The organism is Pseudomonas sp. D2002, assembly GCF_013385735.1.
Taxonomy (GTDB): Bacteria; Pseudomonadota; Gammaproteobacteria; order Pseudomonadales; family Pseudomonadaceae; genus Aquipseudomonas.
Genome location: NZ_JACAPL010000009.1, coordinates 387278 through 403869, shown reverse-complemented (window position 1 = coordinate 403869; position 16592 = coordinate 387278). Strand labels below are relative to the sequence as shown.

13 protein-coding genes are annotated in these 16592 nt (G+C 61.3%); 5 read left to right on the top strand and 8 right to left on the bottom strand.

Going from position 1 to position 16592, the window contains the following annotated elements:
* Positions 1 to 8: 8 nt before the first annotated feature.
* From HX783_RS19565 to HX783_RS19545, 5 genes are all read right to left on the bottom strand, one after another.
* A complete protein-coding gene (locus HX783_RS19565) occupies positions 9 to 1241 on the bottom strand; it encodes an ABC transporter permease (RefSeq protein WP_159960342.1) in 1233 nt (410 codons plus the stop codon).
* A gap of 197 nt (positions 1242 to 1438) precedes the next feature.
* Positions 1439 to 2479, bottom strand: a complete 1041-nt coding sequence (locus HX783_RS19560) for an ABC transporter substrate-binding protein (RefSeq protein ID WP_159960344.1) — start codon at positions 2477 to 2479, stop codon at positions 1439 to 1441.
* A gap of 43 nt (positions 2480 to 2522) precedes the next feature.
* Entirely contained in the window at positions 2523 to 3635 is a 1113-nt protein-coding gene (locus HX783_RS19555) for an ABC transporter ATP-binding protein (protein WP_159960346.1), read from the bottom strand.
* A gap of 332 nt (positions 3636 to 3967) precedes the next feature.
* Positions 3968 to 4597 (bottom strand): response regulator transcription factor, encoded by a 630-nt coding sequence (locus HX783_RS19550; RefSeq protein WP_049711271.1) that lies wholly within the window; start codon positions 4595 to 4597, stop codon positions 3968 to 3970.
* Between the two features lie 18 nt (positions 4598 to 4615).
* On the bottom strand, positions 4616 to 6610 hold the full coding sequence (locus HX783_RS19545) for a histidine kinase (protein WP_177017953.1): 1995 nt from the start codon (positions 6608 to 6610) through the stop codon (positions 4616 to 4618).
* Positions 6611 to 6687: 77 nt separating this feature from the next.
* Here HX783_RS19545 and HX783_RS19540 point away from each other — a divergent pair, with 77 nt between their 5' ends.
* Positions 6688 to 7662: an alpha/beta hydrolase family protein gene (locus tag HX783_RS19540; protein ID WP_177017952.1), complete on the top strand. Its 975-nt coding sequence runs from the start codon at positions 6688 to 6690 to the stop codon at positions 7660 to 7662.
* Positions 7663 to 7814: 152 nt separating this feature from the next.
* On the opposite strand, the gene HX783_RS19535 is transcribed toward HX783_RS19540, so the two are convergent.
* The 3 genes from HX783_RS19535 to HX783_RS19525 are packed head-to-tail and all read right to left on the bottom strand — an operon-like array spanning position 7815 to position 10280.
* Positions 7815 to 8582 (bottom strand): TerB family tellurite resistance protein, encoded by a 768-nt coding sequence (locus HX783_RS19535; protein ID WP_177017951.1) that lies wholly within the window; start codon positions 8580 to 8582, stop codon positions 7815 to 7817.
* A 1-nt stretch (position 8583) separates the two neighbouring features.
* Positions 8584 to 9258, bottom strand: coding sequence for an N-acetylmuramate alpha-1-phosphate uridylyltransferase MurU (gene murU, locus HX783_RS19530; RefSeq protein WP_159960353.1), 675 nt, complete (start codon positions 9256 to 9258; stop codon positions 8584 to 8586).
* Positions 9255 to 10280 (bottom strand): aminoglycoside phosphotransferase family protein, encoded by a 1026-nt coding sequence (locus HX783_RS19525; protein ID WP_159960354.1) that lies wholly within the window; start codon positions 10278 to 10280, stop codon positions 9255 to 9257. The genes murU and HX783_RS19525 overlap by 4 nt, the downstream gene beginning before the upstream one ends.
* Before the next feature lie 130 nt (positions 10281 to 10410).
* Between HX783_RS19525 and HX783_RS19520 the strand changes: the two genes are divergently transcribed.
* Genes HX783_RS19520 through rsmA form a run of 4 tightly spaced genes read left to right on the top strand, consistent with a single transcriptional unit; the run spans position 10411 to position 16361 of the window.
* A complete protein-coding gene (locus HX783_RS19520) occupies positions 10411 to 13251 on the top strand; it encodes an LPS-assembly protein LptD (RefSeq protein WP_177017950.1) in 2841 nt (946 codons plus the stop codon).
* Entirely contained in the window at positions 13232 to 14566 is a 1335-nt protein-coding gene (locus HX783_RS19515; RefSeq protein WP_177017949.1) for a peptidylprolyl isomerase, read from the top strand. The genes HX783_RS19520 and HX783_RS19515 overlap by 20 nt, the downstream gene beginning before the upstream one ends.
* Positions 14563 to 15552, top strand: coding sequence for a 4-hydroxythreonine-4-phosphate dehydrogenase PdxA (pdxA, locus tag HX783_RS19510; protein WP_159960359.1), 990 nt, complete (start codon positions 14563 to 14565; stop codon positions 15550 to 15552). The genes HX783_RS19515 and pdxA overlap by 4 nt, the downstream gene beginning before the upstream one ends.
* A complete protein-coding gene (gene rsmA / locus HX783_RS19505; RefSeq protein WP_122736002.1) occupies positions 15549 to 16361 on the top strand; it encodes a 16S rRNA (adenine(1518)-N(6)/adenine(1519)-N(6))-dimethyltransferase RsmA in 813 nt (270 codons plus the stop codon). Before pdxA ends, rsmA begins: the two co-directional genes overlap by 4 nt.
* The last annotated feature ends 231 nt before the right edge of the window (positions 16362 to 16592 follow it).

Sequence of the window (16592 nt, the reverse complement as noted above, 5' to 3'; positions counted from 1 at the left end):
AATTCTCCTCAGCTCAGGCGCAGGCGACTGGCGCCTACCAGCCGGTTGTAGATTAGGTACAGCACCACCGTCGCCAGCAGCAACAAGCCGCCCAACGCCGTGGCCATGCCCCAGTTGATGCTGGTGTTGGTGTAGAACGCCACGAAGTAGCTGACCATCTGGTCGTTCGGGCTGCCGAGCAGCGCCGGGGTGATGTAGTAACCAATCGCCAGGATGAACACCAGCAGGCAACCGGCGCCGACACCGGCATAGGTTTGCGGGAAATACACACGCCAGAAACTCGCGAACGGATGGCAGCCCAGGGAAATCGCCGCGCGCATGTAAGTGGGCGAGATGCCTTTCATCACGCTGTAGATCGGCAGAATCATGAACGGCAACAGGATGTGCACCATCGAGATGTAGACCCCGGTACGGTTAAACACTAGCTCCAGGGGTTTATCGATCAGGCCCATGCCCATCAACGCGCTGTTGATCAGGCCGCCGGATTGCAGCAGCACAATCCAGGCCGCCACCCGCACCAGGATCGAGGTCCAGAACGGCAGCAACACCAGAATCATCAGCAGGTTGCTTTTGCGCGCCGGCAGGTTGGCCAGCAGGTAGGCCAATGGATACGCCAGCAGCAGGCACACGAAGGTGATCACCAGGCCCATCCAGAATGTGCGGGCGAAGATGTCCAGGTAGATCGCCTGGTCCGGCGTGGCCGGAGCCACTTCGCCGAGGTCATCAATGCGGTGATCGACGGCCGCCAACAGGTAATACGGCGTGAGGCTGCTGGTGTTGCGCCGGATCGCTTGCCAGTACGCCGGGTCGCCCCAGCGTTCGTCGAGGCTTTCCAGCGCTGCTTTATAAGAGGCCGGCGCGTCGGTAAACGGCAGCGCCCGCGCGGTTTTGGTCAGCAGGCTACGGTAGCCGGCCAGTTCCATGTTCAAGCGTTTGGACAGGTCGCCCAGGGTCTGGTTTTTGCGCGCTTCGCCCAGGTCTTCGCTGAGTGCCTGGTACACCGGCTCGCCCGGCAAGCCACGGCCGTCCCAGGTCTTGACCGCCACCACGGTGCGCGGCAAGCCGCCCACCACTTCCGGGTTGCCGACGCTTTTGTAGAGCAGCGCAACAATCGGCACCAGGAACACCAGCAGCAAAAACAGCACCAGCGGCGCAATCAAGGCCTGGGCCTTCCAGCGATTGAGCCGCTCGGCACGCGCCAGGCGCTGCTTGAGGGTGGGGCTGGGAATGGCGATAACCATGGCAAACTCCGGAACTTGAAAATGAAAGCACTCTGCCCAACAACGCGGATCTCACATGGGAACGGGCTTGTGTGGGAGCGGGCTTGCTCGCGAATGCGGTGGATCAGCCCCCTCATGTGTTGACTGTCACACTGCATTCGCGAGCAAGCCCGCTCCCACACTTACCGGTTCCCACAGGGAATTAGCGGTGTTGCTGGTTACTTGGCCGCCCAGGAATTGAAGCGCTGCTCCAACTGCTCGCCGTTATCCGCCCAGAAGCTCACGTCGATCTGCACCTGGTTGGCGATGTTCTCCGGCGTGGTCGGCATGTCTTTGAGCACATCCTTGGCCAGCAACGGCACGGCCTGGGTATTCGCCGGGCCGTAGGCGATGTTTTCCGAATAGGTCTTTTGCTGCTGCGGCTGCACCGAGAAGGCGATGAACTTCTTCGCCGCTTCGGCGCGGTCCTTGGCCAGGCCTTTAGGAATGGCCCAGGCATCGAAGTCGTAGATGCCGCCGTTCCACACCACTTTCAGGTTGCTTTCTTTTTGCACGGCGGCGATGCGGCCGTTGTAGGCCGAGCTCATCACCACGTCACCCGAGGCCAGGTATTGCGGCGGTTGTGCACCGGCTTCCCACCATTGGATCGACGGTTTGAGTTCATCCAGCTTCTTGAACGCACGGTCCTGGCCGTCTTTACCGGCCAGCACTTTGTACACGTCCTTCGGCGCCACGCCGTCAGCCATCAAGGCGAATTCCAGGGTGTACTTGGCGCCCTTGCGCAGGCCACGCTTGCCCGGGAATTTCTTGGTGTCCCAGAAATCCGCCCAACTGGTCGGTGCAGTGGTCAGCTTGTCGGCGTTGTACGCCAGCACGGTGGACCACACAAAAAAGCCCACGCCGCAGGGCTGAATCGCGCCCTTGACGTAGTCGGCGCCATTGCCGAACAGTTTCGGGTCAAGCGGCTCGAACATGTCTTCGTCGCAGCCACGGGACAGTTCCGGCGACTCCACCTCCACCAGGTCCCAGGACACGCTCTTGGTGTCGACCATGGCTTTGACCTTGGCCATTTCACCGTTGTACTCACCGGCGACGATCTTGCCGTTGCCCGCGCTTTCCCATGGTGCATAGAAGGCCTTGACCTGGGCCGCCTTGTTCGCGCCGCCAAAGGACACGACCGTCAGGTCCGGGCCTGCCATGGCCTGTGTCGCGCCCATCAAGCCGATGACCAGGGCGGAATATTTAAGGGATCTCAACATTGTTGTTCTCTCCACGTGCAGGGTTGGTGAAGCCATGGGGCGATTAATTCGCCTCTAGAAGTGGGTCGAGTGCGCGAACGTGCTCGACTTGCCAGCCAATCGGTACCACGTCGCCGACCGCCAGGGCCGGGTCCAGCTCGGCAATCGGTTGTTTCACAAAAAAATCGGCCTTGCCGCAGACTTCCAGGCGCACACGCACGTGGTCGCCCAGGTAGATAAATTCCGCCACCCGTCCAGAGAAGCGGTTGACGCAGGATTCGCTGGAGCCATTGAGGCTGACGCGCTCCGGGCGCACCGACAGAGTCACCGGGCCGCCGATCTGGCCGACATTCACCGCCAGTGCCTCGACCTTTTCACCCCGCGCCAGCTCCACCACGCAACGCTCGCCGGTGTGGCTGTGCAGCCGACCATTGAGGCGGTTGTTCTCGCCGATAAAGTTGGCGACAAAGGTGTTTTTCGGCTCTTCGTACAAGGTGCGTGGCGCGGCGATCTGCTGGATCTCGCCCTGGTGGAACACGGCCACGCGGTCGGACATGGTCAGCGCTTCGCCCTGGTCGTGGGTCACGTACACCACGGTCACGCCGAGACGCTGGTGCAGGTGCTTGATCTCCATCTGCATGTGTTCGCGCAGTTGCTTGTCGAGGGCGCCGAGGGGTTCGTCCATCAGCACCAGTTGCGGTTCGAACACCAGCGCCCGCGCCAGCGCAACACGCTGCTGCTGGCCGCCGGAGAGTTGCGCCGGGTAACGCTGGGCGAAGGCATCGAGCTGGACCATGCTCAATACACGTTTGACCCGCTCGCTGACGTCGGTCTTGCTCAAGCCGCGTACCGACAGCGGGAAGGCCAGGTTCTCGGCGACGGTCATGTGCGGGAACAACGCGTAGTTCTGGAACACCATGCCGATGTCGCGCTTGTGCGGCGGCACGTTGTTGATAGAGCGCCCGGCCAGCAGGATTTCCCCGGCGGTCGGCGTCTCGAAACCGGCGAGCATCATCAGGCTGGTGGTCTTGCCCGAACCGGACGGCCCGAGCAGGGTGAGGAACTCGCCCTTGCGAATCTCCAGGTTGAGGTCTTTGACGATCAGGTTCTCGCCGTCGTAGCTCTTCTGCACGCCACGAAAGCTGACCAGCACATCATTTGAATCCACCTCGCTCATACCCGCACCTTTTTGTTTTGGACTGCTGTGGAACAAGCGTAGTCCAGGCGCGAGCCCCCGAAAATCGGGGGCCAGGAGAGAATCACATCAGCCGGATGGAAGGTTTGGGGTAGGGATCGCCCTACACCGATGGCGGGCACAGAACAGTGCGGCGGCAATCGTCAGCGTCTGCCGGCAAAGCCTATGTCGTAAACAGATACGCGCAGCGTCAGAAGGATGATCGTTCCCACGCTCCGCGTGGGAATGCAGCCCAGGACGCTCTGCGTCCCAAAGCGTGACGCAAAGCGTCACAAGAGGCGTTACCACGCGGAGCGTGGGAACGATCAATGGGGTTATAAGAGTTTGTGCTCCATGGCGTATTTCACCAGCTCGGCCAGGGAGGTGATATGGAGTTTTTGCATCAACCGCGCCTTGTGGGTGCTGATGGTCTTGCTGCTCAGCGCCAACTGCTGGGCGATATCGTTGACGTTGGCGCCCTGGGCCAAACGCTCGAACACCGAGAACTCGCGCTCCGACAACAACGAATGCAGGGGCCGCGTATCGGTAAGGCCAACTTCAAAGACCATGCGGTCGGCCAGGTCCGGGTCGATATAACGCCCGCCCGCCGCGACCTTGCGAATCGCCGTGAGCAACAGCGCCGGGTCACTGTCCTTGGTCGCATACCCCGCCGCGCCGACCTTCAGCGCGCGGGCGGCCATTTGCGCTTCATCGTGCATCGACAGCACCAGAATCGCCGGTGGGTTATTCAGTGCCCGGATCCGCGCAATCGCTTCCAGGCCATTCACGCCGGGCATCGAGATATCCAGCAACACCACCTCGCACGGCACATGGCGCAAGGTTTCCAGCAACTGTTCGCCATTGCTGGCCTCGCCGACCACCAACAGGTCTTTGGCCAGGCCGATCAATTGCTTGATGCCTTCACGGACAATGGTGTGGTCTTCGGCTACCAATACGCGAATCACAGGGGCTTCCTCTTATCGTTATGCATCCAACGGCACCGTGACACTCAAGGTGGTGCCCTCGCCCAATTCGCTGTGCAGGCTTAATCGGCCGCCCATCATCAGCACGCGCTCGCGCATACCCACCACGCCAAAAGATACCGGGCGGCCCTGGGTTTCGATGAAGCCGACGCCGTCATCGCTGATGGTCAACCGCAGTTCGGTGCCTTCAACGCTCAACGTCAGCTCGACAGTATGCGCCTGGGCATGGCGCATCACATTGGTCAGCGCCTCCTGCAGGATACGGAACAGGCCGATGGCCTTGGCATCACTGAGGGCCGGCAGGTTATCCGGGACTTGCACCAGGCAAGGGATTTGCGTGCGGGCTTCAAAGCGACGGGCCTGCCACTCGATGGCCGAGCCAATGCCGGCGTCGAGAATCGGCGGGCGCAGTGCGGTGGCCACATCCCGGACCAGTTGGAACAGCTGGGCGATCAGGCGCTTCATGCTGTGCAGGCGCTCGTTCAGGCCTGGGTCCAGCTGCGCATAGGCCAACTCGCACATTGAGGTTTCCAGCTTGAGCACTGTGAGCATCTGCCCAAGCTCATCGTGCACTTCACGGGCGATGCGCGCCTTTTCTTCTTCGCGCACGGTTTCCAGGTGAGCCGACAGCTCGCGCAACTGTGCTTCGCTTTGCAGCAACGCCGCCACGTAACGGCGGCGCTCGGTGACGTCGTTGAGGTAGACCACCAGGTATTCGCCGTCGGCAAAACGCAGAAAACTCAATGACACATCAGCCGGCAGGATGCTGCCGTCGGCGCGCACGCAATCGGTGGCGAAGGTTTGCGGGCCGTCCTCGCTGGCACGCGCGCGTTTCCACACATTGAGCCAGCGGTCCATGTTCAAGGTCGGGTCGACCTCGATCAGCGGTCGCTCGATCAATGCGCCAGGGGCATAGCCCAACATGGTTTCGGCAGCACGGTTGGCGTAACGCACATGGCTGTCCCAATTGACCCACAGGATGCCGACCGTACTCTGGTCGATAGAGAACTGCGTCAGCCGCAATGCTTCGGCACCGGCGGCGCGGGCGGCACTTTCTTCGCGGGCCGCCAGCAAGCCGTGTTCCAGACTGCGTTGCTGACGGCGCTGCCAAAACACCACCGCCAGGCTGGCGAGCAAGAACATCGCCAAGAGCAGGCTGAGGTTTTGCCACAAGCCCGGAGATTCGCTCAGCCGTGGGTATTTGGGTTGCAGCCAGCGACTGTGCAGTTGATCGAGGTCGCGGGCGGGTATCGCGCGCAAGGCGCTTTGCATGATGCTCGCCAGTTCCGGCCACTCACGACGGGTGGCCACGCGCAGCAACTGCGGCAAGCCGATATCACCGACCACCGCCAGCCCGGCAAACTCGGCCTCACCGGACAAGCGGCTCAACTGTGCCTCATCCACCACGGCATAACGCGCTTGCTGGCTCACCAACAATTGCAGGGCCTGGCGCTCCATGGGCACGCCTTGCAGGTTGAGGTTGGGATAGGTGCTGCGCAGGTAATCGGCCACCGCGCTGGGCATGCGCACGGCCACGCGGGACAACTCATCGAGTTTTTCCAGTTCCACCGCACCGCCGCCCTCGCGGATCCCGACGATATGCTGGGGCACGCGCATATAAGGGTCGGTGAACAGCCACAGACGCAAGCCGGCCGGGGTTTGTTGCAGGCCCGGGGCGATATCCACCTCGCCGTCGCGCACGGCGGCTTCCAACTGCTCCTGGCTGGGGAAGTTGCGCCAGGTCAGCTCGATATTCAGCGCTTTGGCCAGCCACTGCATCAACTCCACATTGGCCCCGGACAAGCGCTGCAGGCGACGATCGTATTGTGCGTACGGGGCCTGCAATACCAGGCCCACACGCAATTGCGAGTGCTGCGCCAGCCACTCACGCTGTTGCGCATTGAGCTGCGCTTGCGGTGCGGCAGGCGCAGGCGCGGCATTCGCCATCAAGGCAAAGCACAGACAGCCGATAACCAGCAGACAGCGAAAACCCATGATCCACGTCTCACATCACTGACAAATACTGACCAACCCATTAGGCTGCTGGAATCACTTCTGGCCGGGAATTAACGATGCCCTTTATCCACCGTTCGGCACTGCCAGCATTGTGCCTGTCGCTGCTATTTACCAGCGCCTTTTCTGTTCAGGCCGCCGACGCCCCCGCGCCCGCCGCCGAAAAACCGGTTGAACGCCAACCGCTGCCCGAGCGCAGCCAGGAAGAAGCCAGCGCCCTTGAGCGGCAAATTCCGCAGCATGAGCAGCAACAACTGCAGGCCGGCAGCGACTCCTTCCTGGCCTTGTGGAAACCGGCCAACAGCGCCGAGCCCGAAGGCGTGGTGATTATTGTGCCGGGCGCCGGCGAAAGTGCTGACTGGCCGCAAGCAATCGCACCGCTGCGGCGAAAATTGCCTGACGCCAACTGGGGCACGCTGAGCCTGTCGCTGCCGGACGTGAACGTCGACACCTTGCCACCGCGCGTTATGGAATCGCCTAAAGCCGCCGTCGACACCAGCAGCAAGGACGGCAGCACCGCCGCCAAACCGATTGAGCAAGCCGCCAGCGCCGAAGCCGAAGGCACCGACCCGGCGGTGGTGCCGGGCGCCGATGAGCAGGACAAGACCGACGCCAAGCGCATTTTCGACCGCATCGACGCCGCCGTGGCCTTCGCCCAAACCCAAAGCGCACGCAGCGTGGTGCTGCTCGGCCATGGCACGGGCGCCTGGTGGGCGGCGCGTTACCTGAGTGAGAAACAACCGTCCCAGGTGCAGAAGTTTGTAATGGTGGCCGGTAAGACGCCTGCTGCCCGGCAACCGGACCTGCAACAACTGGCCCCGGCGCTGAAAGTGCCGACGGCGGATGTCTTTTACCAAGACGGTGCCCTGGAGCGCAAAAACGCACTGGCGCGGGTCCAGGCTGCCAAGCGTGGCAAGAATGAGGGTTATAAGCAGGTGTCACTCAAGACCTTGCCCGGCAACAGTTCGGCTGAGCAGGAGCAGTTGTACCGGCGGGTTCGCGGGTGGTTGAGCCCGCAGGCTGCTGCTGAGTAATCGCACACTTGCAGAACGCCGCAGAACCCATGTGGGAGCGGGCTTGCTCGCGAATGCGGTGGGTCAGCCAATGATTTGTAGACTGAAAAACCGCATTCGCGAGCAAGCCCGCGCCCACAATGGAGTGGGTTATCAATTCAAGATTGTGATGGCTAGCGAAAGTCCCGGCGCTCGCGAATCAACGCGTAGGCGTTATGCAGCTCGCGGGTTCGCTCGGTCGCCTCGCGCACTTGAGCGGGGCTGGCACCTGTGCCGGCTATTTTGTCCGGGTGATGGCGGCTGAGCAGGCGGCGATAGGCACGCTTGATCACGGTCGGCTCGGTAGTCGACGTTACCCCCAGAATCCGCATCGCGTCCTGATAGGCTCCGCCGCGAGTGGCCAATGGCTTGCGTTCCTGCACGTAATCGGCCGCCAGCGCCTGCAACTGTTGTGGCGTCCAGCCGAGCCACTTGCCCCACAGGTCGATCAAGTCGCGTTCGGCGTGATCCGCTTTGCCATCCGCCCAGGCCATGCGCCAACACGCACGCAACACACCTTCCGCGGCATGGGGCTGAGCCTTGAGCACACGCAGATAAGTGCGCACTCGGTCGGAACCGGATTTACCCCGATTGAATGCAGTAATTGCCCGGCGCTGGGCGGACTCCGTCATGTCCAGCGAACGCATTTCCTGGCGCGCCTGTTGGATATGCCCGTCCACCACTCGGCCATTACTCTTGGCCAGGCGCCCCAACAACACGAACAACAATTCATCGTTGCGCAGCGCCGGGCGCCCGCCCAGGCGCTCGCGCAGCTGCGCCCAGCTTTGCAGTTGCAGGCGACGATCCAACGCCTGCCCCAGCAATGCCCCCAACAAGGCCCCCGGAATACTGGCAATGGCAAAGCCAGCCCCGGCACCAATCAGTGTCCCTGGCCACAACATCTTATTGCTCCGCAGTCAGCAAGGTTTCGACCTGCGCCAGGCGCTCCAGCGTGCCGACATCAATCCAGCGTCCCGCCATGTGTTCCCCCGTTACCAGACCTTTGGCCATCGCCGCCCGCAACAGCGGCGCCAGCTTGAAGGCACCGGCACTGCAACCCGCGAACAACTGCGGGTCGAGCACTGAAATGCCACTGAAGGTCAGGTTATCGGCACCGGGCGCTGCATCATGAAGCAACCCTTGGTCCAGGTAGAAATCGCCGCCTGAAGGGTGATGCGCCGGGTTATCGACCATCACCAGATGGGCCAGGCCTTGAAGCGGCCGGCGCAGCTGGGTGAAGTCGTAGTCGGTCCAGATATCGCCATTGACCACCAGGAACGGTTCGTCGCCCAGCAACGGCAAGGCCTGGAAAATCCCGCCGCCGGTTTCCAACGGTTCGCCTTCGGCCGAATACTGAATACGCAGGCCAAACTGCGCACCGTCGCCCAGGTAGCTTTCGATCTGCTGGCCGAGCCAGGCATGGTTGATCACGATTTCGCTGAAACCGGCCTTGGCCAGCGCTTCAAGGTGATACTCGATCAGCCGCTTGCCACCCGCCTGCACCAGCGGCTTGGGCGTGTGCAGCGTGAGCGGACGCATCCGCTCGCCCTTGCCCGCCGCCAGGATCATGGCCTTCATACGCCCGCCTCGACGGGTTCGCTCAGGCTGGCAAACAGTTCGCCCAGCTCGGCCAACTCAGGGCGGTCTGCCAGCACTGCTTCTATATAAGCAAAGAAGCGCGGTACGTCGGCCAGGTAGCGTGGCTTGCCGTCGCGATGGCAGATGCGCGCGAAGATGCCGATGACCTTGAGGTGACGCTGCACGCCCATCAGGTCACTGGCGCGCTGGAACTCTTCGAAATCGGCCTGCACGGGAATGCCCAGTTGCCCGGCACGTTCCCAATAGCCACGTTGCCACTCGCGTACGCGCGCTTTCGGCCAGCTGAGGAACGCGTCCTTGAACAGGCAGGTGATGTCGTAGGTGACTGGGCCGTAGACCGCGTCCTGGAAATCCAGCACGCCAGGGTTCGGTTCGCTGATCATCAGGTTGCGCGGCATATAGTCGCGATGCACCAGCACTTTAGGCTGGGCCAGGGCGCTGTCGATCAAGTGATCGCTGGCGCGCTGCCACAAAGCCTGCTGCTGTGCATCAAACTCGATACCCAAATGCCGGCGAACGTACCATTCCGGAAACAGTTCCAGCTCACGGCGCAGCAACGCGACGTCATAGCTGGGCAGCGGCGTGTCCATCGGCAATTGCTGAAAAGCCAGTAGCGCATCGATGGCATCGGCGAACAATGGGTCGGCGTTTTGCTCGTCAATCACGTCCAGATAGGTTTTTCTGCCCAGGTCATTAAGCAAAAGAAAGCCGCGCGGCAAATCTTCTGCATAAATTTTTGGCACATTTATTCCTGATTTCGCGAGTAAATCAGCGATATCGACGAAAGGTTTGCAGTTTTCCTGGGGGGGTGGCGCGTCCATTACGACGAAGGTTCGACCGCCGCCCTCCCAGCGGAAATAACGCCTGAAACTCGCGTCGCTGCTGGCTGCGGTCAATGTGGCCGGTGGTACGGCACCCCAGTCCTGAGCGTTGAAAAGGATCGGCAACTGCTCATCCAGCCAGACTTTCAGCTGTTGTAAACGTAGATCTTGCTCGGGCATTACAAGGGTCTCCGACGGCGCTAGCCGTCAAGCGGGTCATGCTTTATTATCACGCATCTTTTTCAGACCATCGAGAGGCGTGCGGCCCAAACCGCGGGCAGATGGCACGCAGGAAGCCCGGACTAATAAGATGGCATTGAAATCCCCCGCGTTTCGTAGAAAATTTCCGTTGCTGGTAACCGGCAGTCTGCTGGCCATGCAACCTTTCGCCACCTCATTCGTGGTCGCCGCGGAACAGTATGACTGCTCAGTCTCTGCTTCGGGTGCCTGGGATTGCGCGCCAAAAACGGCCGCAGCCCCGTTGCCACCACGCCCGGTGCATGACGGCGCAGCCGTCAGCTCGGCCAACAGCACGGCGCAAGCCGAGGCTGGCGGCAGCGCCGAGGCCGAACCGAAGACCGCGCTGGTCACCGAAGCCAAGGGCCGCGGCCTGCGTGCGCGCAGCGCCGACTACAGCCACCTGGACTGGGTGCCTCGCGAGAAGCTGACCGCAGCCCAGTTGGCCGAAACCGGTCCTTATTGCTCCGGCGCGTACATCGAGCCGATGCGTCCTGGCATGAACGACAAGACGAACAAGAGCGATGCGCCGACCTTTATCGGTGCCAAGGCCTCTCGTTACGAGCAGGAACAGCAAGTGGCAACCCTGGCCGGTGACGTCGTCATGCGCCAGGGCAGCATGCAGCTGGAGGCTCAGGAAGCCAGCCTGTATCAGGCCGAGAACCGTGGCGAGCTGAACGGCAACGTCCGTCTGCGCGACAACGGCGCCCTGATCGTGGGCGACCATGCCCAGGTCCAGCTCGACACCGGCGCCGCACAGATCGACAACGCCGAATACGTGCTGCACAAGTCGCGTATCCGCGGTAACGCGCTGTACGCCAAGCGTGCCGAAAACGCGATCATCCGTCTCAAGGACGGTACGTACACCACCTGCGAGCCGGACAGCAACGCCTGGCAGCTCAAAGGCAACAACATCACGTTGAACCCGGCCACCGGTTTCGGTACGGCGACCAACGCGACGTTGCGGATCAAGAATATTCCGATCCTGTACACCCCGTATATCTATTTCCCGATCGACGACCGTCGTCAATCCGGCTTCCTGCCGCCGAGCTTCAGCACCGGCAGCGAAACCGGCTTCACGCTCGTTACGCCGTACTACTTCAACCTGGCACCGAACTACGACGCCACGTTGTACCCGCAGTACATGACCAAGCGCGGCTTGTTGATGGAAGGCGAATTCCGCTACCTCACCAAATCCAGCGAAGGCCAGTTCGGCGGCGCGTACCTGAACGACGACAGCGACGAGCGGAAAAAACAGACCGACTACGAAAAAACTCGCTACATGCTCAACTGGCAGCATAAGGGCGGGCTGGATTCGCGTCTGTCGACCCAGGTCGATTACACCAAGATCAGCGATCCTTTCTACTACCAGGACCTGAAGTCCTACCAGGAAGGCATCCAGACCCAGGACTTCGTCAACCAGCAGGGCTCCGTGACCTATCGCGGCGACAGCTACCAGGCTCGTTTGAACCTGCAGGCGTACCAACTGGCGACGATTTCCCAGATCACTCCGTATGACCGGCTACCGCAGATCACCTTCAACGGGATGTTGCCGTACCACCCGGCTGGCGTGAACTTTACCTACGAGACTGAAGCCGTCCGGTTTGACCGGGACCTCAGAAGCGGCACCATTTTCGACAAGGACGGTGGTCCGTTCGATGCGAACGGTGTTGCTATCGGTGATAAACGCCTGGACGAATACGTAACCGGCCTGACCCGTGCAAACGGCACTCGCCTGAACGTTGCTCCAGCCGTCGAATACCCGATGAACTGGACCTACGGTTTTATTACGCCGAAGCTCAAGTATGTCTACACCAAGTACGATCTTGACTTGGACAGCACCGGTAAGGACCAGATCGTCGCGCAACAGGCGGCAGCAGTTGCAGCGGGCACTCAATACGCCGGCGGTACCTTCAAAAGCTCCCAAGACCGCGCCATTCCGATCGCCAGCGTAGACAGCGGCCTGTACTTCGACCGCAACACCAACTGGTTCGGCAAAGACTATCGCCAGACCCTGGAACCGCGTGCCTACTACCTCTATGTCCCGAACAAGGACCAGAGCGATATCCCGGTATTCGACTCCAGCGAATACTCGTTCAGCTATGCCTCGCTGTTCCGCGACAACCGCTTCAGCGGCAACGACCGGATCGGCGACGAGAACAAGCTGTCCCTGGGCGTGACCAGCCGCTGGATCGAAGAGAACGGCTTCGAGCGTCAACGCGTGTCCGTGGGCCAGGCGCTGTACTTCAAGGATCGCCAGGTTCAACTGCCAGGTATCCTGGCTTCCGACCGCGCCGACGCAAATACCGATGTGTCGCCGATCGCGCTGGACTACGAGTTCCGCTTCAACCGTGATTGGCGCGCCACTGCCGATTACAACTGGGACACCGAAAGCCACAGCCCTCGCTCCGGCAGCGCGATGTTCCACTACCAGCCGGAAGATAACCCCAACAAGGTTGTCAACCTCGGTTACCGCTATCGCAACGACCAGGTTGTGTACAACCAGCTGACCGGCAAATGGCAGTTCGGTGGCGACTACGGCACTCCGGGCCAAGCGAACTTCGTGAAGGATTACTACAAAATCCAGCAACACGACTTCTCGATGATGTGGCCGATCATTCCTCAGTGGAACCTGATCACCCGCTGGCAGTATGACTATGCCCGCAACCGTACCCTGGAAGCCTTCGGTGGTTTCGAGTACGACAACTGCTGCTGGAAACTGCGCGTCATCAACCGTTACTGGGTTTCCAACGACGAATACAGCCAGATCGCCCCGCTTAACGAAAAGGGTGACCACGGGCTCTTCTTCCAGATCGTCCTCAAAGGACTCGGCGGCCTGACCGGCGCCAAGGTAGAGAGCTTCCTCGACAAAGGCATTGAAGGTTATCGTGAACGTGAAGACCAAGCTTTCTGATTGCTTGCGCCCGCTAGTGCTGGGCGCGCTGTTCCTGGGAACCGTATCGGCACACGCTGCGGTTCAACAGCTGGACAAGGTAGTGGCCATCGTCGATAACGACGTGATCATGCAGAGCCAACTGGACCAACGGGTCAAGGAAGTTCAGCAAACCATCGCCAAACGTGGTGGCGGCGTGCCGCCCACCAGCGTGCTGGACCCACAGGTGCTGGAACGCCTGATCGTTGAAAACCTGCAACTGCAGATCGGCGATCGTTCCGGCATCCGTATCTCGGACGAAGAGCTGAACCAGGCTGTTGGCACCATCGCTCAGCGCAACAACATGAGCATTGACCAGTTCCGCGCCGCTCTGGCTCACGACGGTTTGTCCTATGAGGACGCACGTGACCAGATCCGCCGCGAAATGATCATCAGCCGTGTGCGTCAGCGCCGTGTGGCCGAGCGAGTTCAGGTGTCCGAGCAGGAAGTGAAGAACTTCCTGGCATCGGACCTGGGCAAGATGCAGCTTTCTGAAGAACTGCACCTGGCCAACATCCTGATCCCGACACCGGACAGCGCCAACGCCGAGCAGCTCAATGCAGCCGCCGCAAAAACCCAGGCCGTGTATGACCGCCTGAAAGCCGGTGCAGACTTTGCCCAAACGGCGATTGCCGTATCGGGTAGCGACAACGCCCTGGACGGCGGTGACATGGGCTGGCGTAAAGCCGCGCAATTGCCACCTCCGTTTGACCGCGAACTGAGCGCCATGCAGCCAGGTGAAATCACCCAGCCAGCACGCACGCCAGGCGGTTTCATCATTCTCAAGTTGCTGGGTAAACGCGGCGGCGAGACCTCGCTGAAAGACGAAGTGCATGTTCGTCACATCCTGGTCAAACCAAGCGAAATCCGTACCGAGGCGCAAACCAAGGAACTGGCCCAGAAGATCTACGACCGCATCGAAGGCGGTGAAGACTTCGCCACCCTGGCCAAGAGCTTCTCGGAAGACCCAGGTTCGGCCCTCAACGGTGGCGACCTGAACTGGATCGACCCGAAAGCCTTGGTGCCTGAGTTCCAGCAAGTGATGGCCGATACGCCGCAAGGCGTTCTGTCCAAGCCGTTCAAGACCCAATATGGCTGGCATGTACTGGAAGTCCTTGGCCGTCGCGCCACCGACAACACCACTCAGGCCCGCGAGCAACAAGCACTGACCGTGTTGCGTAACCGCAAATACGATGAAGAGCTGCAGACCTGGTTGCGTCAGATCCGTGACGAAGCCTACGTAGAAATCAAGCTGCCAGGCGCCGAGCAAACAGGCACCGACCAGGCAGCACAGTGAAACCCCAGCGTTTCGCGGTAACACCCGGCGAGCCGGCCGGCATTGGTCCAGACCTGTGCCTGCTGCTCGCCTCGCACCCTCAGCCACACCCCCTGATTGCCATTACCAGCCGCGACCTGCTCCTTGAGCGGGCCGCGCAGCTGGGTGTGGCTGTCACTTTGCTGGACGTGGCGCCGGGCAACTGGCCCGACCTGCCAGCACCTGCGGGCAGCCTGTACGTTTGGGACACCCCGCTTGCAGCCAAGGTGGTTGCCGGGCAACTGAACAAGGCCAATGCGGCATTTGTGCTGGAAACCCTGACGCGCGCCGGTCAAGGCTGCATCGACGGCGACTTCGCCGGCATGATCACCGCCCCGGTGCACAAAGGCGTGATCAACGAATCCGGTATCGCCTTTTCCGGCCACACCGAATTCCTCGCCGAGCTGACCCACACCGCCCAAGTTGTGATGATGCTGGCCACACGCGGCCTGCGCGTGGCCCTGGTGACCACGCACCTGCCGTTGCGCGATATCGCCGACGCCATCACCGCCGAGCGCGTGGAGCGCGTTACACGGATCCTGCACAGCGACCTGCAACAGAAATTCGGCATTGCCCAGCCGCGCATCCTGGTCTGCGGGCTTAACCCGCACGCCGGTGAAGGCGGTCATTTGGGCCATGAAGAAATCGACATTATTGAACCGACATTAGAGCGCCTGCGCCAAGAAGGCATGGACCTGCGTGGCCCACTGCCTGCGGACACTCTGTTTACCCCCAAGTATCTGGAGCACTGCGACGCAGTGCTGGCGATGTACCATGACCAGGGGCTGCCCGTGCTGAAATACAAAGGCTTTGGCGCCGCAGTCAACGTGACACTGGGCCTGCCGATCATCCGTACCTCCGTCGACCATGGCACAGCCCTGGACCTGGCGGGCAGCGGCAAGATCGATACCGGCAGCCTGCACGTGGCCCTGGAAACCGCCTATCAGATGGCCGAGACCCGTATATGACTGAGCATTACCAACACCGGGCGCGCAAGCGCTTCGGGCAAAACTTCCTGCACGACGCTGGCGTCATCGACCGTATCCTGCGCTCCATCCACGCCAAGCCCGAAGACCGCCTGCTGGAAATCGGCCCGGGCCAGGGCGCCTTGACCCAAGGCCTGTTGGCCAGTGGCGGGCAACTCGACGTAGTGGAGCTGGACAAGGACCTGATCCCGATCCTCAACCAGCAGTTCGCCGGTAAACCCAATTTCAACCTGCACCAGGGCGATGCGCTGAAGTTCGACTTCAACAGCCTCAATGCCGCGCCCAACAGCCTGCGGGTAGTGGGCAACCTGCCTTACAACATCTCCACGCCGCTGATTTTTCACCTGCTGAACAACGCCGGGATCATCCGCGACATGCACTTCATGCTCCAAAAAGAGGTGGTTGAGCGTTTGGCGGCGGGCCCTGGCGGAGGTGATTGGGGCCGTCTGTCGATCATGGTTCAGTACCATTGCCGCGTAGAGCACCTGTTCAACGTCGGCCCTGGGGCTTTCAACCCGCCGCCGAAAGTCGACTCGGCCATCGTGCGCCTGGTGCCTCACGCCGTGCTGCCGCACCCGGCCAAGGATCACAAACTGCTGGAGCGTGTGGTGCGTGAAGCGTTCAACCAGCGCCGCAAGACCCTGCGCAACACGCTCAAGGCCTTGCTGAGCAACGCCGAGATCGAGGCCGCCGGCGTCGATGGCAGCCTGCGCCCCGAGCAACTGGACCTGGCTGCGTTCGTGCGCCTGGCTGACCAGCTCGCCATCCAGCCTGCGCCGACCGCGGAATAAAGCTTAGGAGCTCAACGCGATACAATGTGGGAGCGGGCTTGCTCGCGAATGCGGTGGGCCAGCTATGCATGTAGCGGCTGACACACCGTATTCGCGAGCAAGCCCGCTCCCACATTTGCTCCGCGTTATGCCGATAGCGCTTTATCATCTGCCAGGACGCCATCGCCCAATGCACAGACAGCATGTCTGGCCTAGTGCCCTGTTGATGGCCTAGACTGACCCGCATCTGCT

Coding starts and splice junctions, on each gene's coding strand:
- HX783_RS19565 (WP_159960342.1), bottom strand. CDS start 1,241: ATGGTTATCGCCATTCCCAGCCCCACCCTCAAGCAGCGCCTGGCGCGT.
- HX783_RS19560 (WP_159960344.1), bottom strand. CDS start 2,479: ATGTTGAGATCCCTTAAATATTCCGCCCTGGTCATCGGCTTGATGGGC.
- HX783_RS19555 (WP_159960346.1), bottom strand. CDS start 3,635: ATGAGCGAGGTGGATTCAAATGATGTGCTGGTCAGCTTTCGTGGCGTG.
- HX783_RS19545 (WP_177017953.1), bottom strand. CDS start 6,610: ATGGGTTTTCGCTGTCTGCTGGTTATCGGCTGTCTGTGCTTTGCCTTG.
- HX783_RS19540 (WP_177017952.1), top strand. CDS start 6,688: ATGCCCTTTATCCACCGTTCGGCACTGCCAGCATTGTGCCTGTCGCTG.
- HX783_RS19535 (WP_177017951.1), bottom strand. CDS start 8,582: ATGTTGTGGCCAGGGACACTGATTGGTGCCGGGGCTGGCTTTGCCATT.
- murU (WP_159960353.1), bottom strand. CDS start 9,258: ATGAAGGCCATGATCCTGGCGGCGGGCAAGGGCGAGCGGATGCGTCCG.
- HX783_RS19525 (WP_159960354.1), bottom strand. CDS start 10,280: ATGCCCGAGCAAGATCTACGTTTACAACAGCTGAAAGTCTGGCTGGAT.
- HX783_RS19520 (WP_177017950.1), top strand. CDS start 10,411: ATGGCATTGAAATCCCCCGCGTTTCGTAGAAAATTTCCGTTGCTGGTA.
- rsmA (WP_122736002.1), top strand. CDS start 15,549: ATGACTGAGCATTACCAACACCGGGCGCGCAAGCGCTTCGGGCAAAAC.